General features: G+C 30.6%; 18 protein-coding genes and 1 other RNA gene. 11 read left to right on the forward strand and 8 right to left on the reverse strand.

Going from position 1 to position 26510, the window contains the following annotated elements; genetic code table 4:
• Positions 1-274: 274 nt before the first annotated feature.
• From argS to EXC42_RS00530, 5 genes are all read left to right on the forward strand, one after another.
• A complete protein-coding gene (gene argS, locus EXC42_RS05775; protein WP_129648835.1) occupies positions 275-1900 on the forward strand; it encodes an arginine--tRNA ligase in 1626 nt (541 codons plus the stop codon).
• Between the two features lie 37 nt (positions 1901-1937).
• Positions 1938-2528 carry an FMN-dependent NADH-azoreductase gene (locus EXC42_RS05780; protein ID WP_012498029.1) on the forward strand — a complete coding sequence of 197 codons (591 nt, stop codon included), beginning with the start codon at positions 1938-1940 and terminating at the stop codon, positions 2526-2528.
• Positions 2529-2941: 413 nt separating this feature from the next.
• Positions 2942-3547, forward strand: a complete 606-nt coding sequence (locus EXC42_RS00520) for a DUF6088 family protein (protein WP_012498030.1) — start codon at positions 2942-2944, stop codon at positions 3545-3547.
• A complete protein-coding gene (locus tag EXC42_RS00525) occupies positions 3540-4580 on the forward strand; it encodes a nucleotidyl transferase AbiEii/AbiGii toxin family protein (RefSeq protein WP_012498031.1) in 1041 nt (346 codons plus the stop codon). The genes EXC42_RS00520 and EXC42_RS00525 overlap by 8 nt, the downstream gene beginning before the upstream one ends.
• 86 nt (positions 4581-4666) lie before the next feature.
• Positions 4667-5650: a DNA cytosine methyltransferase gene (locus tag EXC42_RS00530; RefSeq protein WP_012498032.1), complete on the forward strand. Its 984-nt coding sequence runs from the start codon at positions 4667-4669 to the stop codon at positions 5648-5650.
• Positions 5651-5656: 6 nt separating this feature from the next.
• Here EXC42_RS00530 and EXC42_RS05785 read toward each other — a convergent pair whose 3' ends face one another.
• The 6 genes from EXC42_RS05785 to EXC42_RS00560 form a co-directional block, all read right to left on the reverse strand.
• Positions 5657-6388 (reverse strand): PDDEXK family nuclease, encoded by a 732-nt coding sequence (locus EXC42_RS05785; RefSeq protein WP_012498033.1) that lies wholly within the window; start codon positions 6386-6388, stop codon positions 5657-5659.
• Positions 6389-6485: 97 nt separating this feature from the next.
• Positions 6486-7457, reverse strand: coding sequence for an ABC transporter ATP-binding protein (locus EXC42_RS00540; protein WP_012498034.1), 972 nt, complete (start codon positions 7455-7457; stop codon positions 6486-6488).
• Positions 7457-9151 (reverse strand): ABC transporter permease, encoded by a 1695-nt coding sequence (locus EXC42_RS05790; protein ID WP_012498035.1) that lies wholly within the window; start codon positions 9149-9151, stop codon positions 7457-7459. The genes EXC42_RS00540 and EXC42_RS05790 overlap by 1 nt, the downstream gene beginning before the upstream one ends.
• 176 nt (positions 9152-9327) lie before the next feature.
• Positions 9328-10020, reverse strand: a complete 693-nt coding sequence (gene rplA / locus EXC42_RS00550) for a 50S ribosomal protein L1 (RefSeq protein WP_012498036.1) — start codon at positions 10018-10020, stop codon at positions 9328-9330.
• A complete protein-coding gene (gene rplK, locus EXC42_RS00555) occupies positions 10020-10463 on the reverse strand; it encodes a 50S ribosomal protein L11 (protein ID WP_012498037.1) in 444 nt (147 codons plus the stop codon). Before rplK ends, rplA begins: the two co-directional genes overlap by 1 nt.
• A 574-nt stretch (positions 10464-11037) precedes the next feature.
• The gene (locus EXC42_RS00560; RefSeq protein WP_129648839.1) at positions 11038-18288 is read right to left on the reverse strand and encodes an MspA/MspB/MIB-like signal-anchor domain-contatining protein; all 7251 of its coding nucleotides are present in this window, start codon (positions 18286-18288) and stop codon (positions 11038-11040) included.
• Between the two features lie 331 nt (positions 18289-18619).
• Here EXC42_RS00560 and smpB point away from each other — a divergent pair, with 331 nt between their 5' ends.
• Positions 18620-19051 carry an SsrA-binding protein SmpB gene (smpB, locus tag EXC42_RS05795; protein WP_012498039.1) on the forward strand — a complete coding sequence of 144 codons (432 nt, stop codon included), beginning with the start codon at positions 18620-18622 and terminating at the stop codon, positions 19049-19051.
• 16 nt (positions 19052-19067) lie between these two features.
• Positions 19068-19461, forward strand: a transfer-messenger RNA (tmRNA) gene (ssrA, locus tag EXC42_RS00570).
• 186 nt (positions 19462-19647) lie between these two features.
• Here the strand turns inward: ssrA and EXC42_RS05800 are convergent.
• A complete protein-coding gene (locus EXC42_RS05800; protein WP_012498040.1) occupies positions 19648-19809 on the reverse strand; it encodes a hypothetical protein in 162 nt (53 codons plus the stop codon).
• A 359-nt stretch (positions 19810-20168) separates the two neighbouring features.
• Here EXC42_RS05800 and secA point away from each other — a divergent pair, with 359 nt between their 5' ends.
• Positions 20169-22769: a preprotein translocase subunit SecA gene (gene secA, locus EXC42_RS00575; protein WP_012498041.1), complete on the forward strand. Its 2601-nt coding sequence runs from the start codon at positions 20169-20171 to the stop codon at positions 22767-22769.
• A gap of 184 nt (positions 22770-22953) precedes the next feature.
• Here secA and EXC42_RS05805 read toward each other — a convergent pair whose 3' ends face one another.
• Entirely contained in the window at positions 22954-23460 is a 507-nt protein-coding gene (locus tag EXC42_RS05805; RefSeq protein WP_012498042.1) for a hypothetical protein, read from the reverse strand.
• Between the two features lie 201 nt (positions 23461-23661).
• On the opposite strand from EXC42_RS05805, the gene dnaX reads away from it, so the two are divergent.
• Genes dnaX through EXC42_RS00595 form a run of 3 tightly spaced genes read left to right on the forward strand, consistent with a single transcriptional unit; the run spans position 23662 to position 26486 of the window.
• Positions 23662-25605 (forward strand): DNA polymerase III subunit gamma/tau, encoded by a 1944-nt coding sequence (gene dnaX / locus EXC42_RS00585; protein WP_012498043.1) that lies wholly within the window; start codon positions 23662-23664, stop codon positions 25603-25605.
• 1 nt (position 25606) lies between these two features.
• Entirely contained in the window at positions 25607-25894 is a 288-nt protein-coding gene (locus EXC42_RS00590; protein ID WP_012498044.1) for a YbaB/EbfC family nucleoid-associated protein, read from the forward strand.
• A gap of 1 nt (position 25895) precedes the next feature.
• Positions 25896-26486 (forward strand): toprim domain-containing protein, encoded by a 591-nt coding sequence (locus tag EXC42_RS00595; RefSeq protein WP_012498045.1) that lies wholly within the window; start codon positions 25896-25898, stop codon positions 26484-26486.
• The last annotated feature ends 24 nt before the right edge of the window (positions 26487-26510 follow it).

Here is a 26510-nt window from a genome sequence, read left to right on the forward strand (position 1 = left end):
TTAATATTTAAAATAAGTTGAAATTAGTACCATGTTAATACAAAAAAAAAAAAAACAAATTGAGCGCCCATCCGCCAGTTTTTGACAAAAAAATGCTAGATTTATAAGTTTTTATTTACTTTTTAGATTGACAAAAAGACGTAAATTGCGCATATTTATAAAAAATGCCGTTTTTAATAAATGCGAAATTACATTATTTTAATTAATTAAATTAAGGTTTTTGTTATCGTAGAAAGGTCAAAAAAATGTGCTTAATTATAATATAATTATTAGCATGATTACAACAAAGGAAATTATTATTGCTTCACTAAATGAAGCTTTAGAAAAACTCGAAATTAAGAAACCAATTACTTTAACTGAGCCAAAAAGCTATGGCGATTATTCAACTAATTTGGCACTTACTTTGCAAAAAGAATTAGGTAAACCAGCAATTGAAATTGCTAAAGAAATTGTTAATGCTATTGACTTAAAAAAACATAAAGAAATTGTAAAAGTTGAAGTAGCAAATCCAGGTTTTATTAATTTTTGAGTCTCAAATTCTGTGCTGTCTGACTTAGTAAACTCAATTAACTCATTAGAAGATCACTACGGTGATATGAGTAAAGAAGGAAAAGGAGCGGTAAACATTGAGTTCGTTTCAGCAAACCCGACAGGATTTTTACACATTGGACACGCTAGAAACGCTGCTATTGGTGCCACCTTATGCAACGTTTTAGAAAAAGCCGGACACCGAGTTGTACGTGAATATTATGTTAATGATTATGGAAACCAAATGAATAATTTGGCAGCTTCTGTTTTTAGTCGTTATCAACAAATTTTTAATAAAGACTTTCCCATGCCAGATGATGCTTATAAAGGCCATGATATGACAATTTTTGCCGATGCCTTTTTTAAAAAATATGGCGATAAATACCGTAATGTAGCTTACACTGAAGAAGTTAAAAAACTATTCCGTGATTTTGGAAGAGAGATTGCGCTTGAAAATATTAAAATTGATTTAGGTCGTTTTGGTGTTTGATTTGATTTATACACTTCTGAAACCCAGCAATATGAAAAAGATCGTGTATGACCAGTTATTAGAAGACTGAAATCGACTTATGAAAAAGATGGTGCAACTTGACTTAATACTACTAAAGGTGGTAATGACGACAAGGACCGGGTAATTATCAAGGGTAATGGCGAATCTACTTACATGTGTGCCGATATTGCTTATCATGAACAAAAATTCGTAGAACTTCATGATCCCGAAAAAGGTAAAATCATTGACATTTGAGGCGCTGATCACTCTGGATATGTTGAAAGAATCAAATTCTCATTTGAAGATTTAGGGTGAAGACGTGACCAAATTGAAATCTTGCTATTCCAATTATTAAGAGTTGTTAAAAATGGTAAGGAAATTAAAATGTCAAAAAGATTGGGCACTTCGCTTACTTTACGTGAATTGCTAGATTTAGTTGGCAAAGATGCCGTTAGATACTTTTTAATTGAAAGATCATACAATTCAAAGATCGACTTTGATATTAACAAGGTTCAAAAATCTGATGAAACTAACCCATTATTTTTAATTAAGTATGCACATGCTCGTTGCTACCAATTATTAGAAAAAGCGCAAATAAAAAACCCAATTGCTTCAAATCTTGAAAATGATTTTGCGCAAAAGCTAACAAACGAATTAAAAGAGTACCCTAATTTAATTGATACTATGGCAAAAACTTATAAAGTTAACTTGCTACCACCTTATTTATTAAAATTAGCCGGTGCCTTTAACTCATTTTATTCAAATGTTAGAATATTAGGCGATCCTAATGAACAAAGTTACTTAGCATTAGTTAAAGCAACTAAAATCGTTTTAGCTAATGCGATGAAGTTAATGGATTTAGACATTCCTAATAAAATGTAATTTAAACTTTTAAAAACATTTTAGGAGATATATATTTATGAAAAAAGTTTTAGTTTTACTTAGCTCACCAGTAGCTAAAGAAAATTCTTATTCAACTTACTTTGCTACTAAATTTGTAGAAGAGTATCAAAAGATTAATCAAGAAGATGAAATTAAAATTATTGATTTAAATTCTTTTGATGTTTCGCAAAAAACGCTTACTAGCGGCAACTTTGCCACTTTCTTTAATGAAAATGACAGCGATGCTTTAATTAACGAACTAAAGAGTGTGGACAAATTAATAGTAGCTTCGCCAATGATCAATTTCAATGTACCCGCTACTCTTAAGAATTATTTAGATCATATTTGTGTAGCTAACAAAACTTTTAGTTATAAATACAAAGCTAAAGGAGCTTCAATTGGGCTGCTTGACCATCTTAAAGTACAAATTATTACAAGCCAAGGTGCTCCTAGCGGATGATATTCATTCAGTAGTCACACTAAATATCTTGAAGGATTGTTTAATTTCCTAGGTATTGAAATTGCACCTTCCATTGAAATCACTGGGACTAAAGTAGATCCTAAACCTAAAGAAGAACTTTATTTAGAATTTGAACAAGAAATTATTAAAAAAGCTAGCGAATTCTAAAACCATTTTTTAGACTAAAATTATAAAAAAAGATGTTCTTGCAGTTTCGCAAGGCATCTTTTTTCTCTATTTTTTCTTAACTCGTTTCATTATTTATTTCGATAATCAATATAGCTAAACAATTGCTCTATATCTTTTAAATCATCAAAACCAAACTTTACATAAATAAATATTATTTTTGCTCGCTAGCCGTTTACATGCCATTGGCTTATCTCATATTTTTATACTGCTTGCAATATTTTTAAATTAACTTCAAATGTTATTTTTTTAAAATTAACTTATGAATAATACTTTTGCAAAGTTTTAGTACTTAAAATAATTATTTTTTTACTTATTTAAATTTTATTTAATAAATAAACTATTACTTTTGCACCCAAAAGTATACAATTTTAGGTGCAAGAGGAGGATATGATATGAATTCACTAAAAAGACAAATAGAAGACATTATGTCAAAAAATTCAGGAAAAATCTTTTCCATTAATGATTTTTATGACATTGGAACAAAAAACACTATCAAATCTATTTTGCATAGATTAAGCCAAGACGAAATAGTTATAAGACTAATTGATGGATTATATATGAAGCCAAAATATAGCAAAATTTTAAATGAATATTCCTATCCTGACGCTGCTGAAATTGCCGAGAAGCTTGCTGATAAATTTTCTTGAACAATTGCTCCGTATGGAGAAACTGCACTAAATTACATTGGTTTGTCTAATCAAATTTCTAACGAGTATATCTATATTTCTAACGGTGCGTATCGTGAATATTGATATGGGGATAAAAAAATTATATTTAAACATACAGCGAATAGAAATATAACGCTCTATTCAAAAGAACTAGCAATTTTAATCCAAGCAATTAAAACAATTGGCGAAAATAACATTTCAAACAAAGATATTAAAAAACTTGCTTTGTTTGCTTCACACATTAAAGAAAATCTCAAAATTGATACTTTAAAATTACCCTTTTGAATACAAAAAGTTTTAAGAAAAATTTGAGAAATGAATTATGAATAAACTACTTGGAGTGTCAGACGAAGAACTAGAGTTGGTTATAAAAAACACGGCCAATAAACTAAATATGTCAAAAGCAATTGTTGAAAAGGACTTCTGGGTTTGTGTAATTTTAGAATACCTATTTGGTCAATTTAAATATAAGGATGATATTGTTTTTAAAGGTGGAACAAGTTTATCAAAGGTTTATAAATTAATTGAACGATTTTCAGAAGATATAGATCTTGCATTAGATCTAAAAGTTTTGGGGCACGATAAGAATAGCCTTTATCAAACCAGAAGTAAAAACAAACAAACAAAATTAAATGAAGAGTTAAATAATGACACTAAATTGTTTATTCGTGACAAACTACTACCCATTTTTGAAAACGACTTTAAAAAGATATTAGGTAATAAAACATTTAGTTTTTATATTGATAGCTCGGACGAGCAAACAATATGCTTCGACTATCCTAAAAATCATCAAGATTCTTCAATATTACAAGTAATAAGATTAGAGATAGGTTGTTTAGCTGAACCTATTCCCAACCAACGTCACTCTATACAAACTTATATTCAAGATGCTTATCCCCAAATATTTAATGAAAAAATTGAAGTTGTAGCTTTAGATAGTTTGCGAACTTTTTATGAAAAATTAACCATATTGCATAAAGAGGCAAATCGAACTAATGATAAATATCCCAAAAGATATTCAAGACACTACTACGATGTTTATAAAATGATAATTATAGATATTAGAACAAAAAGTTTCGCTAATATGGAATTGTTAAAAGACGTTGTTGATTTTAAGAAAAAATTTTACGCATGTAACTTTGCAAAATATGACGATATTATGAGTGGAAATATAAGGCTAACGCCACCCTCAAAAGCATTGGAGGCATTTTCAGAAGACTATAAAAACATGCAAAATATGCTATTCGGTGTAAAAATACCGTTTGATCAAATTATTGCCACCATTAATAAATACGAAAAAGAGTTAAATGACTTCATAAAAATATTTTTTGCATCGACACATGATTCTGTTATGAGTTATTAAAGTTTTTAAATAAGATTATGTTTATAAAAATACGACTTAATAATGCACTTTAGATCTAGTAAAATAATTATATAAGGGGCCACAATATGATAGAAGTCAAAAACAAAGAATTAAATAATTTAAAATTCATAGATTTATTCGCAGGCTTAGGCGGTTTTAGAATCGCTCTAGAATCCTGCGGTGCTAAATGTGTTTATTCTAATGAATGAGACAAGCATGCTCAAGAAGTGTATAAAATGAATTTTAATGAAATTCCAGATGGTGATATCACTCTTATTAACGAAAACGATATTCCAGACCACGATGTATTATGTGCGGGTTTTCCTTGCCAAGCATTTTCAATAAGCGGCAAACAAAGAGGCTTTCAAGATAGCCGAGGGACTTTGTTTTTTGATGTAGCCAGAATCGTAAGAGCAAAAAAACCAAAAGTTGTATTTATGGAAAATGTTAAAAACTTCGCATCCCACGATAATGGTAATACCCTAAAAGTAGTTAGAAACACTATGATTGATTTAGGATATGATTTTTATTCAGAGGTATTGAACTCATTGAATTTTGGAGTGCCCCAAAAAAGAGAGCGTATTTATATGGTGTGTTTTAGAAGAGACTTGAATATAAAAAATTTTAGTTTTCCTAAACCGTTCAAACTTTCCACTTTTTTAGAAGATTTATTATTGTCAGAGGAAGAAACGTCCAATTTGATAATAAATAGACCTGACTTAGTTTTAAAAGATATAGAAATTAAAAATAATATGATTAAACCAATTAGAATAGGAACTGTTGGCAAAGGCGGTCAAGGAGAGCGAATTTATAGCCCAAAGGGAATTGCGGTTACACTATCGGCTTATGGAGGGGGAGTTTTTTCCAAGACCGGCGGATATTTGATAAATGGCAAAACAAGAAAATTACATCCCAGAGAATGTGCACGCATAATGGGTTATCCTGATTTTTATCTAATTCATCCATCTTGAAATCAAGCTTATAAACAATTTGGAAATTCAGTTGTTATCAATGTTTTGCAGCACATCGCAATAAATATTGGGAAATCTTTAAATAATATTGAAGTGTAATTTTTCTTAAGATTTGTTACCTTTTATAATTTTTTCGAACTCCAGAATATCATATTTTTGTTCTTCTGCATCATAAACAAGTAATCTTATTGAAAATATTACATTGGCATTTTTGGTGTTTGATAATTTTTTTACTTTATATTTATTTTTATCTTTTCTAAACAAATAATTATAACTTTTACTGTTAATTTTTTTTCCATCCAATTCCGTTGCAGTAACGATATCTAAACCATCAAAATGATAATTTATTCCTTCCGATTTCAAAGCATTTTCTAAATCTGGTTTGTTTGAATTGTTCAAATTAGAAGAACCGCTTTTTTTAACTCTATATTTGGCACTTACATCAAAATATTTCGGAAATTTTTCAATTGGAAAAATTATAAAATCATCATCGTATCCCTTGGTAATAAAAAATCGAACCCCTTTATTTTTATAATGATTAATTATTCAATTATAAAATACGGATTTCGTCATTTCAATATTATTTCCTGAAGGCTTGGAATTATAAAAATTATCAAATGAATTATCCATAAAATTGATAATTGATCTAGTGTACTCATTCAAACTAGATTTATTTTTAGATGAATATTTAAACACTTTTTTATCTACATCCGGGAATAAAACAAATTGTCCGCTTTGTGCATTCGGCATTTTTGCTTCAATGTAAAACTCATTTATTGAATTTTCAAACAATATATCGCTAGTTGTTGAATCGCAATCACCCTTCAATTTAAACATCATTCCATATTATTGTTTAAAAAATCTATACATTCTTTTTCAAAATTCTTTCATTTCATTGTTTTATCTATCTCTCATTTTTTGAATTTTTAAGTTTTTATTTTTTTTCAATATTTTTATTACTAAAATATATCTCTTTTAAACTTGCTTTATACTCAGCAAAACTCTTAAATGAAATGTTATTTTGCGCCATTTGAGTGATTAGATTATTTTTGACTTCGTCATTATGAATAGCAACTAAAATCGCTTTTTCATTGATTTGATAAGCAATTTTATTTTTGCTTAAAAGTTCTAAAAATCTTTCTTGATTTTTTTGATTGCTTAAAACTATTAGTCAATTAAATTCAAGTTTCTTTTCAACATTAGAAATGGTAGTTGATTCAATAACTTTACCTTTTTCCATCACAGTGAAGCTATCAACATATTCTTCTAGTTCCGAAAGAATATGCGAAGATATAAAAATTGTTTTTCCCAAGTCGTTTTGTTCTTTTAAAAAACTAAATAGTTCATTACGAGCAATTGGATCCAAATTAGCAGCTGGTTCATCTAAAATTAGTAGATCAGGATCGTTAATTAGCGCTTGAATAAGCATTACTTTTTTCTTTTGCCCACTTGACATTTTATAAGGAGATTTTTCAAACTCTTTACCAGTCATATTGTATTTTATTAGATATTTTTCAATTTTTTCTTTAGCTTCTTTAGGATCAATTTGTGAAAGACAAGCAAAGTGATACAAATAGTCTCGCATTTTTAGGACTTTAGGAAAATTGGCCTCTTCGGGAATATAACCAATTTTTAGTTTTGATTTTGGATCAGTTGAAGCAATGCCGTTGATAATCATTTTGCCTTTAGTGTCAGGGTAGAAGCCTAAAAGACAACGAATGGAGGTACTTTTACCGGCGCCATTTGAACCTACAAAACCATGAAATTGACCCTTTTTAATCTCAAAGCTTACATTATCAAGTGCAACAAACTTTTTAAAAGTTTTGGTAACGTTATAAAAACCGATAGCGATTTCATTTTCTTGGTTAGTCGTGTTTGCTATTTTTGTTTCTAGAGATTCAGTCATTATTTAAAGGCCTTTCTTTTGTGAATAAAGTAAGCTCCGATTAATAAAAGAATGGTTGCTACAATTGGTAAAGCAAAAGCAATAAAAGTAGGTGTGTAATTTGCAAATCTTAGACTTTTAATGCCAGCGAAATCACTTTCAAGGAATTCGTATTTGATAATTGAATTATTATCTTGAACTATCGATCCATAAATTTGTGCTAATTTACGTAAATTTTGAATGTTTTGTTCTTGATTAACATTCTTATCTGAAAGCGATTTTAAATCTTTAATTACCAAACCTTTTTCACGATAGTAATGTGCTGTTAGATAAGTTGCTAAGCTGTTCTTAGAAATTAGTGTTGAAAAGAATGCTTCCTTGTCTTTATACATGTCCACTAAAATCTTTTTAATGATTGCTTCATGAGTTATTAAGAAATTACCGTCGCGTTCACTTGCACTTAGTTTGCTTTCAATTTGTGAGTAACTATTGCTTACTAGATTTTTAAATTCTTCTAAGTTAAAAATATCTGAGTATTTTGTGGTTTTTTCGAGAATATTTAGTAGTTTTTGATGCTGTTCTTTTTGTTTTAGAAGTGCTGCTTTTTCGTTGGCGTCAGTAGCTGAATTAATTGCTCTTTGCAAATTGATTAACCCATCTTTAACTTTACTTTGATAGCTAGCGATCATGGCCTTAAAAGTTGCTTGTGAATTGGCACCGGTTTGGATTAATGAATAATCACGGCCATCATTTGATTTTAAGTTTAAGTAGTTGTTTTTATTTAGCTTTTCTTTGGCTCAAGCAACACGGGTATTGGCTCCATATTGTAGTCCTAACATGTGGCTAATCATATCGTTATTATTGGCTAAAAGTGATGTTCAACGGAAAAATGAAGTAATAATCTTTTTTTGGCTTTCAATAAATGATTCCATTTTTTCAAGATCATAAGCATCAAACGTTAAAGACGCACTATTTTTACTTCTTTTTTTAAGAAATGAATCAATTTGTTCACCATTAAAATCCAAAGGAGATTTATTAGAAGTGTTTAAAATGTGATTTTTTCGAGCATTGTTTTCAACATAGTTTTTAGCAAAATGTCTTTGAATCGATGAAGCTTCTTGAGCGTTGGCAGCCACAATCAACCCGCCGTAAGCTAGTGGAATAGACATGGTGATGCCAAAAGCTTTATGGTTAATTTTTGGTGCAATAAATAGACCCATTGAAATCAGCAACATTGTGCCAAGAAGATTAATAAAAAGAATAATCCCACTACCTTTAAATAGTAAATTAATGTTGCTTACATCGGCTTTGTTAAAGAAAATAAAAAGAATTGTTGTTCCAATTATTCAATACACTACTGTTGTTGCTAGTGAAGGAATTAAGATAGCAAAAAAGTTGCCAAAAAATATTTGACCGCGAGATAGTGGTTTGCTATAACTAATCATTTCAATGCCATCGCTGCGGTCATTGTAGTAGACTAGGTGAATAAAGTAGATAACGACCGCCAATAAAGCCATTATGCCAATTGAAGAAATTATCGTAACTAAAATGTTTAATAGCGAAAGTTCAACTTTACTGTTGCTTGCTAAACTTGAAAATATAACAGAAAGCCCAATGCCCAAAATTAATACAAACAATAGGATAATCCCTGGCATCAAATAAGAGCCCAAACTTTTATTAACTATTTTCATTTTTAAGCGGAAATATTGTTTCATCATTACCCTCGATTTACATACTTATTAACTTAATATTATCTCACTAATGAAAAATTTCTAACATGACAATCTTATTTGGCTTATAAAATGCAAATTGTTTAAGTTTCAATTTTTGAGAATTTAATAAAAAATACCGCAGCTTTATTAAGTGCGATATTTTGCCATTTTTTATTATTTTAGTCAATTTTAACTTTGATACTTGGGCCCATTGAAGTTGAAACGGTAATGTTTAGAACATATGTTCCTTTAACTGTAGTAGGTTTTAGTCTTTTAATAGTTTGAATTAAAGTTTCAGCATTTTCTACTAGTTTTTGTGAGTCCATTGACTTTTTACCAACTGATGCGTGAATGATTCCACCTTTGTCAGCACGGTAGTTAGCCTTACCTTTTTTAAGTTCTTCAACAGCTTTGGCAGGGTTGGTTGTTACTGTGCCAGTTTTAGGGTTAGGCATTAGGCCTTTAGGACCTAGTTTTTTACCGTATTTTCCTAATACTAACATCATTTTAGGATCAGCAACAATCACATCAAAGTCATATTTGTCTTGGTTTAAAACTTCAGGAAGTTCAGCGGCAGTATAAACATAATCGGCGCCAGCATCTTTAGCAGCTTTTTGAGCACTAACTTCGTCGGTTGCTACTAAAACTTTGACATTTTTACCAGTGCCGTGAGGTAGCGCTACGGCTCCTCTTAATTGTTGGTCTGATTTTCTTGTGTCTAAGTTTAGATTAATTGCAATGTCAAGAGATTCGTCGAATTTTGCGAATGAAATTTTCTTTGCAAGTTCGATTGCTTCAAGTAATGAAAAAACATCGGTTTTATTAACTTGTGCTTTTGCATTTTTTACATTTTTTGAAAGTTTTCTAGCCATTAGTTAGTTCCTTTCTTTAGTCATTCAGCGTATCCTTCGATTTCAATTCCCATTTGTTTAGCGGTACCTGCAATTTGACGCATAGCTGAGTCAATGTTGTTAGTATTTAGGTCAGGTAGCTTGTATTCAGCAATTTCTTTAAGTTGGTCTAAGGTAATAGTGGCAACTTTTTCTTTGTTAGCTTTGCTACTTCCTTTTTTAATTTTCGCAATTTGAGTTAATTTATAAGCGGTAGGCGAAGTAAATAATTTAAACTCAAACGATTTGTCTTTATAAACAGTAATTAGAACGGGAACAGGTTCTTGTCCACGATCTCTAGTTTGATCATTAAATGCTTTGGTAAATTCAGGCATATTAATTCCCACACCAGCAAGCGCTGGTCCTGGCTTAGCTTGTCCAGCTGGGAATTGTAGTTTAGCTTTTCTTACAATTTCTTTAGCCATAATAAGTTCCTTTCGATCTCTGTGGTGTTAATGAACTTAAGTGATCCTAAGTTCTCCCACGCGCTAGAGGCAATGTAATAAATTGCATGGTAATTATAACAAAAACTAACAATTTTACTATGTAAATTAACTAAACATAAATTCTTTAAAAAAGTTGCTTTGGTATTTTAAAGTTCTATCAGTATTATTAAAAAGTTTTAAAAATTCATTTTTTGCAACTTAATTTTTTGAAGTTTTTTTTAATTGATTTGCTTTTTTATTTCAAATCAAATAGTTAGAGCGCTTTTTAAATCATTTATTTTTTGCCAAATTCGGTTTTGACATCTATATAATGTTGAGAATTTTTCAAACGGATTTTATTTAATTAATTTTAGAGGTGACCAATTTTCGTTTGTATTTGCGGTTATTTTTAAAAAAATGGCCTTTGAAATCAAAGGAAACCATTTTTATTTTTAAAATTTATAGAGTTTTTATGTTTTATTATTCAAATATTACTTTCAATGAGCAAAGCGTTCAATAATTTTAAATTGACTTAATAACCGGAATATTTTGTTTTAAACCCATATGGTTAATCTTAAGCAACTAAATTATTATCTTTAACGAATTTAATATATTCATCAAGCCGGTCCATTCGTATTTTAAGCGCGTCCAAAGGATATCTATCCCAATTAAGACTTTCAAAAGTTTTTCTTAATATTTCTCTCACTTTAGTGCGTAAGTTTTTGTTTGTTATATTACTTAGTATTATGTATCCGCTCCATTTGTGATCAATACTTATTCAATCATCGAAAACTGCAAAGTGCGATGTATATTTAGGATATAACTCATAACTTAATTCAAGCTTTCTTTGCGTTGAAAAAATATCTCTATCAATCATTGCTGAAGTTTTCATATATTGTAAAATTTGCTCTAATTCAGACATTTTCAATTTTTTAATGTCCAATGCTAAAACTTTAGCGTATACATTAGAATTTCACTTTTGAATTTCATCTCAAAGCGTTTTAGCGTCCGGATAATGGGCAAACAGCTTTTCAACTGGTCCAAGTAAATTTAAATATTTTGATGAACGTTTCAAAATAGTTGCGTATTCTTGAACTGCTGGTCAATAACTTTTTATATTAGCAAATTCAGCTTCTATCTTTTTTAAATTAGCTAAACTAGCTTCAAAATTCCAGCTCTTTGTTAATTCTTTAATTCCTTCGGTTTGTTCAAATTCGGGCAAATCGCCATTTTTCCATTTTGCAATCGTTTTAGCAACCTCGGTAGACTTATCAAACATTTCCTTTAGGTAATTTTTTACCTCAGTAGCTAATTGATCAAGTTCATTAAATGCGTTATTCAATTCATAGTTTTTATTTTTAAAACTCTGTTTTATACTTTTGATTATTTCGTCAATTATTTGCATTTTGTGCTGTGCTTCTTTAGTGAAGTCTTCAACGAAATTAGATGGATTGCCATCATGGCCAATTTTATTCTCTCACAAGCTTTTAAAATTAGTTTTTATTTGATTAATTTCAGCAAGCTTAGCTTTAATTAAACTATTCAATTCATTAGCAATCTTTTGACTTTTAGTTTTAGCTTCATTTAATTTGCTTTGCGCTTCTTTAATTGAGTCTGAGCTTATAATGTTTGTTTTTAGCGTGTCAATTTCAGTTTGACTAAAACCTTTATTTAAAAGTTCATTAGCTTCATCACTATTTTGTACAATTTGTTTTTTAATTAAATTGATCCGGTTTTGAACATTTGTTTTGTAAGTGTCGCGGTTTCATCGGCTAACAGTATTACTTAAAGTGTCAAATAAAGACTTATATAACGAAGGAGTCATTGAGTAATTAAATTCAAAGTAACCTCTTAAGACATTGACTATTCTTTTAGCAAGGTCAAATTCTTTATCAAACTTGTCATCAATCAAAAATTCTTCTAGTTTTTTGATTGATTCAATATTGTTAATACCATCAATGGTTAAAATGTTGACTAACCTTTCTAGTTCCGCACCAAGTGATGCTTCTGAGTTAATTCAATGTTGAGATGCACTCGTTGACATTGTAGTTAATTCTTTTTCAAAAGCTTGTATTGTTTGATTTCACTTTGATTCACCTTTTACTTGGTTTTCAAGAGCAACTAATTTTCCTCTAATTTCGCTTACTTTAGCAACCGCAGCTTTTCCGCTATCGTATTTATCAACGATAAAATCATAGTTTTTGGCAATTATTTCATTAATTTCTTTGCTTTTTTGTTTCATGAAGTCTTCGAAATCTTTAATTGCTTTTTGATTAGCTTGACGTTGTTCTTCTAATTCAGCTTCCTTAGTTTGTTTTAGGCTTTTAGCTAAAGCTTCTAAAGCTTTTAGCTTATCTAGATTAGTCTTGACACCCGCATTAATATCACTACTTTTTTCGTTTTTAATTCTAGTTTCTAACCCTGTAATTTTATTAAGTTGTTGTTCTAAGGCTCGAAGAGCAGCGTCTAAATCATCAACTTTGATTTTCTCAGTTGTTTCTACTAAAGTTTTAGCATTGTTAATATCGCTTATTAATGTATTAATTTCTTGATTGTAATCATTGATTTTGTGAGCAATATTAGCAACTCTTCTTTTAGCTTCTTTTATAATGTCTTCAAAAGCATTTTTTAAATTGGTAATTTCAGTTTGCTTTTCTGTGTAGCTTATTTCTTCAATTTGTTCAAGTAGTTTTTGTATTTTATTAAGAGCCGCATTCGAGTCATCTAATTTTTCAATTTTTGCAATTAGCGCTTGTAGTTTAGATTTATCGTACCCGGCAGTAGTTAGTTCTTGTTGATATGCATTCAAATCAGTTTTAAGTGAGGCAATTAAACTATCAATTGCTTGCTTTTTAGTTTGTATATCACTATCTTTTTTATTAATTGTTGATTGAGCATTTGTAATGGCATCTTTTAGTGCTTTTAGGTGTGGAGCAAGTGTAGGATGATCTTGTAAATCTTTAGTCTTTGGATCGTTAATTAGTGTATTAGCTTTATTGACTATAGTAGTAATTTCAGTTTTTTTGGCATTGACTTCAGATTTTTTTCATAATGAATCTAAGTCGTGTGCCAAAGTATTAAGATTGTTAGCTAGTTCTTTGGCTTGCTTTGCTAATTCTTTAGCTTTTTGATCTTGCGACTGTTTTAGATCTTGTTTAGCTCGCTCAAGGTCTTGGAGTTTTTTAGTAATTTTGGTTAATTCATCTTGAACTTTTGCTTGATTTTCGGAATCACCGGCTAATTCATTTTTAAGATCATTTAATTTTTGTTGAGTTTCATTTAGTTTAGTTTTGGCGTCATCTAGTTTTTGACTTTTATCAAAATTACTATTATCATCACCAATTGCTTGGTCGGCTTGTTCTAAAGATTTTTTTGACTCAGTTAAAGCACTATCAACTTTTTGACTATTTTCGGTTTTAGCTTGTTGAATTTCATTTTCTTTGGTTTCAACTAACGGTTGATAAGTATCTTTAATGGCTTGATTAATTTGATCAATTCTGTCAGTTGCTTGTTTTTTCTTAGCAGGGTCTTGAAGTTTATTAGCTTTTTCACTTTGCGTTTGAAGATCATTTTTGGCTTGATCAATTGCTATTTGTAGTGCATCTTTTTTAGTAGTTTTTTGATCAATAGTGTCACTGTCGCCAAAAGCATCTTTAGCGTCTTTTAATGATTTTTCAATTTTATTTAGCTCACTAAGAATTTTTTGAAGTTCTTTATCTTCACTTTGATTTAATTTGTCTAATTTTTCTTTAGCTTTTTTAGCAGCGTCTTCAAGCTCTTTTAGTTTATCTTCAACTAGCTTTTTGTTGTCTTTATCTTTTTCAAGTTGTTGAATTGCTTGTTCTAATGATTGTTTAGCTTCAGCCTGTTTGTTTTCAAGCGCGTCTTTTAATGAAGGAACATCATTAGCGTTGTTTAAAGCATTGATTGTATCTTTAGCTTTTTCAATAGCGGGATCAACGATATTAGTTTTGTTTTGAGCTTTTTGCGCTGCTAATTCCGTTTTTTTGTTGTCAATTGTGTCTTGAGCATCTTTAATTGCTTTTACTAAAGCTTGGTATTTTTGCTCAGTCTCATTTTTGATATCGTTGTCAACTCTTTTTGTATTAATTTCAGTTTTTAAGGTATTAGCTTGATTTTTTAGTTCTTCTAACTTCTTAATTGCTGTGTCAAGAGTATCAACATTTTCTTTAGAAATAGCATTTGTACTGTTAGTTTGTGCCGTTAATTCTTGCGCTTTTCTCTCAAGACTTTCATTTAATTTGGCAATTTCTTCAGCTTTAGTTTTAAGTTTGGCTTGAGCCGCTTTTAAAGCTGAATTTAGCTCGGTTTGCAGTCCTTTAGCCTTGGCAAGAAGTTCTGAGTCAGGATCAACTTTAGTGATATCTTCAATTAATTTTTGAACTTGCTCAAGGAGTTTGTTTTGTCCTTCTAATTTGCCTATCACTTCATTTAATTTTTGTTGGTCGTTGCCAGCCGAATTTAGATCATTTTTAACAGTGGTAGTTGATGCTTCTAATGACTTAAAGCGATCGTTTAATGCTTGTCGATCGGTGGTTATTTTATTTTTGGCATCGCTTGCTTCTTTGGTAGCATCATCAACGGCCTTTTTTAATTTTTTATAAGCATCTTTTAAGTGATCGTGATCCTTTAGTTTATTAGCCTCGCCGCCAGCTTTTAAAAAGTTTTCGTTAATATTATTGATCTTATTTTCAATTTCGTTTGCTTTAGCTGTAATTTCAGTAAATTTGATTTTTTCTTTAAGCTCTTTAACTAAATTTTCAAGTTCGGTTTGTAGTTTTTTTGCTTGCTCTGCTAGTTCTTTTGCTCTTGTTTCTTCTGATTGTTCTTGTTGTTTTTTAGCATCTGCTAAATCTTGTTGTTTTTGGTCAATTTCTTCTAATTTTTTAGTAATTTTTTCAAGATTTTGAGCATCGCCTTTTAGTTTGTCTTTTTCTTCATTAAGTTTTTTATGAGCATCTTTTAAGGCATCTTCTGCTTCTTTAGTTTTATTTTTGTCAAAAGGATTTTGAATGGCATCATTAGCCTTGCTAATAGCGTCGTTGGCTTCGTCAGTTAAATCTTTTATTAGTTTGTCATTTTTTTCTTTATCTTTAGCAAGTGCTTCTTGTTTTTTCTTTAGATCTTCTTCGCCGTCACTAATTTGTTTTTCTAAGTTCTCAATTTTGTTGTTAATACTATCTTTGTTAGCTTGATCTTTTAGATCTTTCGCTTCTTCCTTCATTTTGTCAAGCTCAGTTTTGGCATCTTGCAACGCTTTATCTAAAAGGCTATATTTGCTGTCTTTACCGTCAATAGTGGTTGCTTTATCAGCCCCTTGTTTAGCGTCGTTAAGCGTTTTGCTTTGCTTTTCAATTGCTTTATTAAGACTATCTAACAAGCTTTGTTCATCTTCTAAGGATTTTTTTAGCTTTTTATATTTTGCTTCAGCATCTGACAAGGCCTTATTTACATCATTAGTTAATGTTTGAGCTTCAGCTAGTTTATTTGAACCAACTTTGGTGGCTAAAGTTTGGATGTCTTGAGCCTCTTTTAGTAGTTTTTCAAGATTGTTCATCGCCGCTAATAAATTGGCTAAGTTCTTTTGATCGTTAGCTTCATTAGCATTTTGTATGTATTGACTTAGTTTTGCTCTAGCTTCTGTAATTTTATTGGCAATGTCTTGATTTGAAGCTTCAATTTTAGCCAGCAATTGAGCTTTTAGGTCTTTTGCTATGTTTTCAACATCAGTTAACTTGTTAAGCTCGTTTGTCAGTTCTGCTTGTTTATTAGCTTGGGCAACTTTGGCTCTTGTATCATCGGCATTAGCCAGTTGCTCTTCAATTTCTTTAATTGCTTTGGCAAGTTCAATGTTGTTAGCACTTGCTCCTGGCACTAGGTGCGATTTTGCTCTGTCACTAACAATGCCTAAGTTTTTAATAACTGCTTCAAGTTCTTGCCGTAAATCTTGCAGTTTTTTATTTTCTAGCTCTTGCGTTTCTTTATCTTTTTTAAGTTTTTCTAGTTTTGCTTGGGCTTCTAGTGTTAATTTATCAATTTGTTTTAAAAGTTCCTTGGCTTTTTCTTTAGCTTCAGGATATTTAGTGTTTTCAGCTGATTGCTCAATTCCTTTAACGCGATCTTTTAAAGTGGGTAAATTGTTATTAATAATGTTTTGTAGTTCGGCAATTTTATCAGTTGATTCAAGCGCATCAATGGTATTTTTGATGCCTTCATAATCGGCTTTTGCCTTTGCTAGATCTTTATCAATTTGGGCTTTAGCTTGTTTTTTAGCTTCTTGACGATTTTTGGCTTGCTCTAAGGCACTTTTTGCTTCGTTAGTTAAGTAATTCTTTAGTGCATCGTAATGCGGTTTAATAACTTCATTTTCTTTTAAATCTTCATATTTAGCAAGAGTTGTGTTGCTATTGGCGATTGCTGATGCTAAAGAAGCGATTGCGGTTGGTAAAGTGCTTTCATCGTCCGCTAAGTTCGCATTTTTAGTTGCTTTATCTAGTTCACTTAATGATTTTTGTAGTTCCAGTTTTGCAAGTTCAATAGCTTGTTTTTGGGCAATGATCTCATTAATTTTTTTTAACGCTTCTTCGGCTTTATCTTTAGCGTCTTTAATTTTGTTAACTTCGGCTAATAAAGTGGCATCTTCGGCTTGTTTTGCCAATTTTTCTGATTGTTTTACGTCTTCTTCTAAAGCTGCTTTTGTGTTATTTATGAGACTGTCTTCACTTTGAGTTGATAGCCTATTAGCGTCGTTAACATCTTTTGTAATTTTAGCAACTAGTTCATTAACTTTTTTAATTAAAGCATTGTTGGCTTCAATGATTTTTTGTTCTTTTTCTTTACCTTTTTTCAATGCTTCTTCGCCCTTGTTAATGGCATCTTGTAGTTTCTTAGCAACGTCATTTAGGCCGTTATCTTTCGCATCTTTTTCTAAAGATTTAGCATCTTCTAGATCTTTTTCAAGTTTTTTAATGGCGTTAGGTAATGTTGAAATATCATTAGCATTTTCAACATCTTTTTGCGATTTTTCTAGATCAAGAATTTTTTGATTTGCTTGCTTAGTAATTTCTTTTTGCTTTTCGGGATTGATAGCAATTAAACGTTTTTGTAAAACGCTAATTGTTTCTTTGATTTTTAAATTAGCATCGTTTAGTAGTTTAAGTTCCTCAAGCAATTTTGCTGCTTTAAGTGATTGAGATAGGTCGTCACTTTCAATTTGGAGTGTCTTAAGCTCGGCTATTAAAGCTTCGATTGTTGCCACATCATTAGCATTAGGCTCTTTGGCAATTGCTTGCGCAATTTTATTAAGTAAAGTTTGCAACTTGTCTTTTAGAATTTTTTCTTTTTGTTGCAAATCTAGTAGTTTTTCTTTAGCTTCTTTTAAGGCTTCTTTAGCTAAATCAATCACATTTTTTAGATCGTTAGCTAGCGCTTCAAGTTCAGGTAGCTTTTTAAGCTCGGCTAAATAAGCCTCACCTAAAGGGATTAGTCGCTCAAAATCACTAATAACTTGGCTTAAATCGCGTACATTATTAGCTTTTTTGGCATTTCTAATGGTAATTTTAAGGGCTTCAAGAATCTTTCAAGCTTCATTTTTAAGATTTTGCTTGTGGCTATCACGAATGGTTTCAATCTTTTTTTCAAGCTCACTAATATCTTGAATTTCGGGCTTTTTATCATTACCTTTGGATCTCTTAGTAGCACTTTGATGAGCATAAAGCACTCCTGAGACCGTCCCGGCTGCTAACAGAGCTGCGGTGCTAGCGAGCACAATAATAGCAATTTTCTTTTTCTTAGCATGACTCATGATTAATAATTTTTATTTCTCCTATTTTTAATAACTTAAAAATTAATTAATGTTTGAATACTGAAAACTTCGCAAAAAGCATGTGTAGCGAAAAGTGCTTTTTAAGCAAAGTAATGTGAATCATTTTACAAAAAAAAAAAAAACGCACAAAGTGGGTGTGCTTCATCATGTTAGTGCACATTTAATGGCCGTTTTTTGGATTATTATGCTTATGTTATTTTTGAAGTCTAATTAGTTATGGTTTGATCATTAAGCGAGTGTTTTAATTTATGAATTTTGACTAATAAACAAAGATCAACTTACGGGTTTATTTATCAGTATAATTTAAGTTATGGCTTTAATTGTTAAAAACAAATTTCCTAAATTAGAATATGAAATTCATAGTACTTATGAATGTGGTATTTCGCTATTAGGATGAGAAGCGAAAAGTTTGAGAGCAAAAAACGCCAAATTAGAATCATCGTTTTGCTCAATTAGCCAGAGTGATGAGCTCTGATTAAATAATGCTTATATTGCCCAATATATGTTAGTAAAAGGCGATCCACTTCGCTCAAGAAAACTACTTATGCATCGTCATGAAATAAAAAAATTAAGAAGTTTGCAGCAACGTCTTAATTTGATTTTCATTCCCTTGAGTTTTTATTGAAGGGGTAATAAGATCAAAGTAGAAATTGCTTTGGCAAAACACTTAAATAAACATGATAAAAGAGAAAAAATTAAAAAAGACGAAGCAAAAAAATTTATTAAAGCCGTATTGTATTAAAATCTAAAATGCTTATGGGGGTGTAATGGCTTCGACAGGCACTGGATTTAATAAATTGCAGTGGTTGGTAACCTAAAACCATCTAGGCTTTTTTAAACGGAAACTTAGAAACTTCTGAAGACAAGAAACTTGATCTTCAATTTGTGATGAACTCACAAACACAACAAAATCTACTATTTGCTTAATAAATCGTAGTCAGGCGAATATATTAGTTTCAAATATTTGCTTTGTCGCTTAGGAACTATGCCTTAACTAAAGTAGCTAAGTTAAGTGTTAAATAATTGCTACTCAAATTTATTGACATTTGTTAATTAGATAAATAAATGGGTCTTTCACTTAATTAACTAAACTTGTAGACATTTATTAATGAAAGTGTGTGGACCGGGGTTCGATTCCCCGCATCTCCACCATTTTTTATTATTTTTTTAGACTAAAAAACTTGACCAATAATTTGTATTGTTTTTTTATTATTAATGAAAATTGTTAAGAAAAAAATGCAGTTCACTATTGACCCAAAATTATTTTATTTTGATGTTGGTCAATAAATTTATGCTAGTAACTACATTTAATTTTTTAGTATTTAGTAATCCTGAAGACTAAATTTTTAGTTTATCAAGCAATTCTTTTTGTTTTTTTCATAAATCTTCAGCTAATCTTTCTTCTTTAGATTTACAAGACACGGCAATTAAACCGCTCCCCACTAGAGTAGTACCCACAATGCTTGCTAATGCTAAACTAAGTTTTTTAGATTTTTTCATATTATTTTCCTTGTTAATTTTTTATAAAACGATTTCTATACAGCTACTTTTTTAAAAAATTTCAAGTAACAAAAGTCATTCTACAAAAAAAAAAAAAGTCTTTTTGCCACTGGATTTCTCCAATTTGACATTTTTTATTACGATTATGGTAATTTAAATTTTGTTGCTTTTTTCAACACTATATTCAAAATAATTAGCAAATCCTAGATTTAGGTTTTATTTTAGTGTTGTGTTGAAAAATATTTAAGACATTTACTTTTTTAATATTTAACATTTCGCATTTTTATTTTTAACTATAAAGCGGTTAATTTTCTAATTGACTTTGATAAAAATACTTTTAGTATAAAATTAATATTACTATGAAGATTAACTTTAAATCAACAGAAATGCGTATCGCTGAAGCTACGCTTCGTAAAATTAATGACTTCGAAGAAGATATTCAAATCCTAAGTGATAAGGAACTACAAAACAAAACCTCTGAATTTCGTCAAAGAATCAACTTGGGTGAATCACCTGAAAGCATTCGTGCTGAAGTTTTTGCGGTTTCGCGTGAAGCAACTAAGCGAATTCTTGGGAAACGTCCTTTTGATGTGCAAATGATCGGGGGCATTATTTTAGATTTAGGTTCAGTTGCCGAAATGAAAACCGGAGAAGGTAAGACCATTACTTCAATTGCGCCGGTTTATTTAAATGCTTTAACTGGCAAGAGCGTTATTGTGTCTACCGTTAATGAATACCTAGCAGAAAGAGATGCCGAGGAAATGGGCCAAGTTTTCAAGTTTCTTGGTTTAACTGTTGGTATTAATAAAGCCCAAATGCCGACAAACGAAAAACGTGAAGCTTACGCTTGTGATATTACTTACTCAGTGCACTCTGAACTTGGTTTTGATTATTTGCGTGACAACATGGTTATGAGTAAAGAAGAAAAGGTGCAACGAGGCCTAGATTTCATTTTACTTGACGAAGTAGATTCCATTCTTATTGACGAAGCAAAAACGCCGTTAATTATTTCTGGTGGTGACGAAGCTAATAGTCCACTTTACAATGTTGCTGATTTATTTGTTAGAACTCTTTCAAACGATGATTACTTTATTGATGAAGAAACAAAATCGGTGTATCTAACCGAAAAAGGTATTGAAAAAGCAAATAAATACTTTAACTTTAGTAATTTATACGATATTCAAAATTCAGAACTTGTGCACCGGATTCAAAACGCCTTGCGAGCTCATAAAGTTATGAAGTTGGATGTCGAGTACATTGTACGTAACGATAAAATTGAACTAGTAGATTCTTTTACTGGTCGGGTAATGGAAGGCCGAGCTTATTCTGAAGGATTGCAACAAGCTATTCAAGCCAAAGAACGTGTTGAAATTGAAGGCGAAACCAAAACTTTAGCAACCATCACTTATCAAAACTTCTTTAGGCTTTTCAAAAAAATTAGCGGTATGACCGGAACTGCCAAAACTGAAGAAAAAGAATTTATTGAAATTTACAATATGCGTGTTAATGTCGTTCCTACTAACCGCCCCCTAGCAAGACTAGACGATAAAGACGAAATTTATGTCACAATGCATGCAAAATGACAAGCGGTTGTTAAAGAAGTTAAAAGAGTGTATGAAAAACGCCAACCAATTTTAATTGGAACGGCGCAAGTTGAAGATTCTGAGATTTTGCACGAATACTTAATTGAAGAAAGAATTCCTCACACGGTTTTGAATGCTAAACAAGATGCTTCCGAAGCTGAAATCATTGCTAAAGCTGGACAAGTTGGGGCTGTTACTATTGCTACTAATATGGCTGGTCGGGGTACTGACATCAAGCCTTCTAAAGAAGCAATTGAATTAGGCGGGCTTTATGTACTAGGCACTGAAAAAGCTGAATCAAGAAGAATTGACAATCAATTAAAGGGTCGTTCGGGTCGACAAGGTGATGTTGGTTATTCTAAATTCTATTTGTCGCTTGATGACCAATTGATTTTACGTTTCTCAGTCCAAGATCGTTGAAAAGAAATTTTTAAAGCTTATGGTGATGATCCAATTGAAGGTGAAGCGATTAGAAAAGCATTTCTTAATGCTCAAAAGAAAATCGAAGGTTTTAACTTTGATAATCGTAAGAGTGTTCTTAACTACGATGACGTTATTCGCCAACAACGGGATCTAATTTATGAACAACGTGATTTAATTTTGGATCGTGATGATTTAGGGTCAATTATTCGAAAAATGATTAGCGTTTGCGTAACGCAAACAGTAGACAATCCTTATTTCATCAATGAAAGTACTCTAGATGTTCCAAGATTTTGTGAATATTTAAACAAAAATTGAATGGATTTAACTGAATACAAATTCACTGAAGCAGAACTACAAAAATATGACCGTGATGAGTTGGTTGATTATTTAATTGGTATCTTCAATCGTGAATATGACATTTTACGGCAAAATATTGTTGAAAAATACGGTGTTAGTGCGCTAACCAATTCTGAACGAACAATCATTTTAAATGTTTTTGATAGTGCTTGACAAGATCACATTAACACTATGGATAAACTAAGAAGAAGTTCACATTTGGTGCAATACTCACAAAAAAATCCTTATCAAGTTTATACACAATTGGGCTCAAAGCGTTTCAAAGAATTAACACAAAGAATTGCCTTAGAATCTGTTGTTAACTTAATGAATAACTATGATGCTATTAAATCATCAAACGCAGGATTTGGCGATTTACCTTGAATCTCTGGCCCAGACAGTGACTTAGGCAAAGAAATCAATCAAAATCAACAACTTGTTGACTTTGTTAGTTATTTACTTGAAAGTGAGCGTCGTAAGATGCTTGCCGAAGGAAAAAATGAAGCTGAAGTAGACGCTGCTATTGAGGCGCGTAAGCAAACAATAATCAATGAGTTTAAAATTAGAACTGATGAAGTTTTAAATAGTCAAATAAGTGATAGTGAAACTGAAAAATAATAATAAATCAAACCAATTAGTTTAATGCCGTAATCGACTTTGTTACGGCATTTTTATATCGAAAATCAAGCCAATAATTATTAATAATTTATAGAAAAATAAAACATTTTTATTAAAGTCAAACTAAAAAACTAAATTATAAGAGTTTGAAAAAACAACTTTATGAATGATAAAAATCGAGTTTTTATTTCAATCCTAATTGTGGTTTTTTAAGAACTAAAATTGATGAAATCAATAATGATGAAATTTGTAAAGCTACAATGCTATCAAGTACAATAATTGCTAGTTTTAAGACCTTAAGCTTTTGTTGAAGATTTCTAATTTGATCTTCACTTGGTTTTGAAGAAAGATAAGTCGAAATTGAAGGAAAAATAAAAGTACTAATCATAAAGAAAATTGCAATTAAAACTAAAAGAATAATTGAAATTAAAATAATTTTTCAAAATCATTTTTTCATTTCGTTATGGCTTTTATTAAGTTCAAAAAATTTAATCAATAAGATTAAAATGAAAATAAAACCTAAGAATAAAGGTGTGGCCTGGGCATAAATATTTAACTTTGCTAAATTAATGGGATCAAATAGAATTGTCGTTGCTAAGATTACTATACTGATTACAAAAATCAATGAGCTTAGCATGATTGTGTGTCAAAGATCTCTTTTAATTTTGGGATTAATTAGTTCATTTTTCATTATATAAACTCACTTTTTAATTACATTATAAACTTTTTTCTTCGAAAACAAATTGCTACGTTTTTATTTGATAAATTGGTTTTGTGACTAGTTTCCTTGATTTTTTTAAATAATAATTTATTAGCGGTGATTTAGCGCATTAATTACATTAACCTTGGTAAAATGTTAAATATTACTAAAAGATAAATAAAGGCAAAAATAATGGAAAGTAAATACTTAGCACTCTATCGCCAATATCGGCCTAATAAATTTGACGAAGTTAAAGGCCAAGAAAATATTATTCGCACTTTGACTAACATTATTAAGATGCAAAAAATTAGCCACGCATATTTATTTTGCGGTCCCCATGGAACTGGTAAAACATCAGTTGCAAAAATTTTTGCTAATACCTTAAATTGTTCACATTCTAGTGATCTGCTTGAACCTTGTCAAGAATGCATTGAAAATATTGACCGCAATTTAGACATTATTGAAATTGATGCTGCTTCAAATACCGGAATTGATGATATAAGAGAGTTGCGTGAAAAAATCAAGCACTTACCAACTCACTCAAAGTACAAAATTTATATCATTGATGAAGTGCATATGCTTTCAAAATCAGCTTTTAATGCATTGCTAAAAACTTTAGAAGAACCACCTAAGCATGCAATTTTTATTCTAGCCACTACTGATCCTCAAAAAATTCCGCTTACTATTTTGAGTCGGGTACAAAGATTTAATTTCAAGCGAATTGATGAAAATGTTATTGTCATGCATTTGATGCATGTTTATGATCAGGAACATATCGATTATGAAAAAAATGCTCTTAAATTAATTGCTTCATTGGCCAACGGAAGTTTCCGTGATGCCCTTTCACTTGCTGATCAAGTTTCAATTTTTGCAACAAATAGCAAAATTACTTTGGTCGAAGTTGAAAGCCTTTTTGGCCTAATTAATCTTAAAAATGTGATTGATTTAATTAATTTAATGGCATCACACAACATTAAAGAAGTGCTTCAAAAACTTGGCAAATTAATTGATGCTGGTGCTGATATTGAACGCCTAGTAACGCAAATGATTAATGTCTTAAAAGATTTTTTAGTATATAGTCGCACCGAAGATGCTGCACTTCTTGAAATAAGCGACGTGACAGATTTACAAACACTTAAAATTTCAATCGACAAAACCTATGAATTTATTAGCGAGCTAGTCAATTTGCTAAAAGAGCTAAAATATAGCGATTTGCCGCTGCAAACTTTAGAACTTGGTTTTATAAAAATGGCAACTTTAAAAACGCATGACGAAAATTTTGTTAATGAAATTGTTATGCCTAAGGCTAAAGAAATTAGTCCACAAACTACGCCAATGAAAGATTTCGAAATTGATGTTGAGCCTAATTCCCCAACCCCTAAAAAACGTATGTCGCAAAACGTTGAAAAAATTAACTCAATTTTTGATCTTTCATCAATTGCAAATAAAGACATTGAAGTCAAAGAAATTTCGGTTGATGAAGTTCTAGAAAAAACCTCAGAACTAGTTCTAAAAGAAAAAACTCAAGAATTTGAAATGGCTGATGTTGAAAATGATATTCTTAGCCTTGATAGCTCACAAACAAGTGATTTTGAAATTAATGAAAATTTTGAAGAAACTACTAACCCGCCGGAACTTGATTTTGATTTAATTTTAGATTGCCTTGCAATTACGCAAAAACTAAAAATTCATGAAAAAGAAAATAATATGACTCACCGTCGTACTATTGACAAAATTTCATATGCAATGCTTGAAACTAAATTAAGCAAACCAGAACAAACTGAAAGTAAAGAAATTTTAAAAGATTTAGAAATTTTAGCTTCGGCTGATGATTTTATTCTCTTTAGCTCTCCTATTGACGAAAAAGTGTTTGCTCTAAATCGTAATGCTTATAAATTTTCACTAGTAAATGATGCTAAATTGCTATTTGGAAGATATGTGCATTTATTTGCAGTAACTAGTAAACAAAATGCCGAAATTAAGGCTTATTGAAAAGCACACAGTGCGACCATTATGAAACGCGTGCCTCGTCAATTTGAAAAACTGGCAGATAAATATGATCTTGCCTCAAAAAGTGCCGAAAATCTTGGCAAAGAAATTTTTGGCGATAAATTTAGTATAGAAGAAGGTAATTAAAATGAATATTAATGAAATGTTAAAAAAAGCAAAAAGACTTCAAGCTGAAATGGAAGTCGAAGAAAAAGAAATTGCTAAAAAGGAATTTGTTGTAAAAAAACAAGGCATCAAGGTAGTAATGCTAGGAACAAGAAAAATAAAAACAATTGAAATCTCGCCAGCTTTAATTGATCCCGAAGATCCTGAATTGGTACAAGACTTAGTGATGCTGGCTATTAATGAAGCTATTGACATTATTGACGAAGAATATGACGAACTTGGGGATAAATACTCAAATACAAGCATCTAAAATGTATGATGAATTATTAAATAAACTAACTATTAAGCTTAAAGCAATACAAGGTTTGAATAAAAAACAAATTACAGCAATTGTTGAATATATTCTTAACGCCGAAAGTGGCGAGTTAGATGATATTGCAATGTTAATTAAAACTATTAAAACAACTTATAAAAAATGTTTGTTTTGCAATAATTTTAGTAGCCAAGAAAAATGTGAAATTTGTTCAGATTCAACTCGCGAAAATAAATTGATGGTAGTAGAAAATGCTAAAACTATCAAACAATTTGAAGTGGCCCAAATCTATCGTGGTAAATACTTTATCCTAGAAGCCCTTTACAATCCCAAAAAACCAAATTTGCTATTTAATAAAAACCTAGAAAAATTGCTACTAATAGCAACAAAAGCAAATGAAGTAGTTTTGGCTCTTAGCCCCACTATTGAAGGCGCTATTACGATGGATTATTTAAAAAAATCTTTACGTGACGCCAATAATATGCACAATGTCTATCAACTAGCCACTGGCATTCCACTTGGAGTAAATGTTGAGTATATTGATAGTGAAACGTTAAAACAATCATTTCTTAAAAAAACTAAATTTTAATCTCACAATAATTTAAGGAAACAT

It is taken from the genome of Metamycoplasma arthritidis (genome assembly GCF_900660715.1).
GTDB lineage: Bacteria > Bacillota_I > Bacilli_A > Mycoplasmatales > Metamycoplasmataceae > Metamycoplasma > Metamycoplasma arthritidis.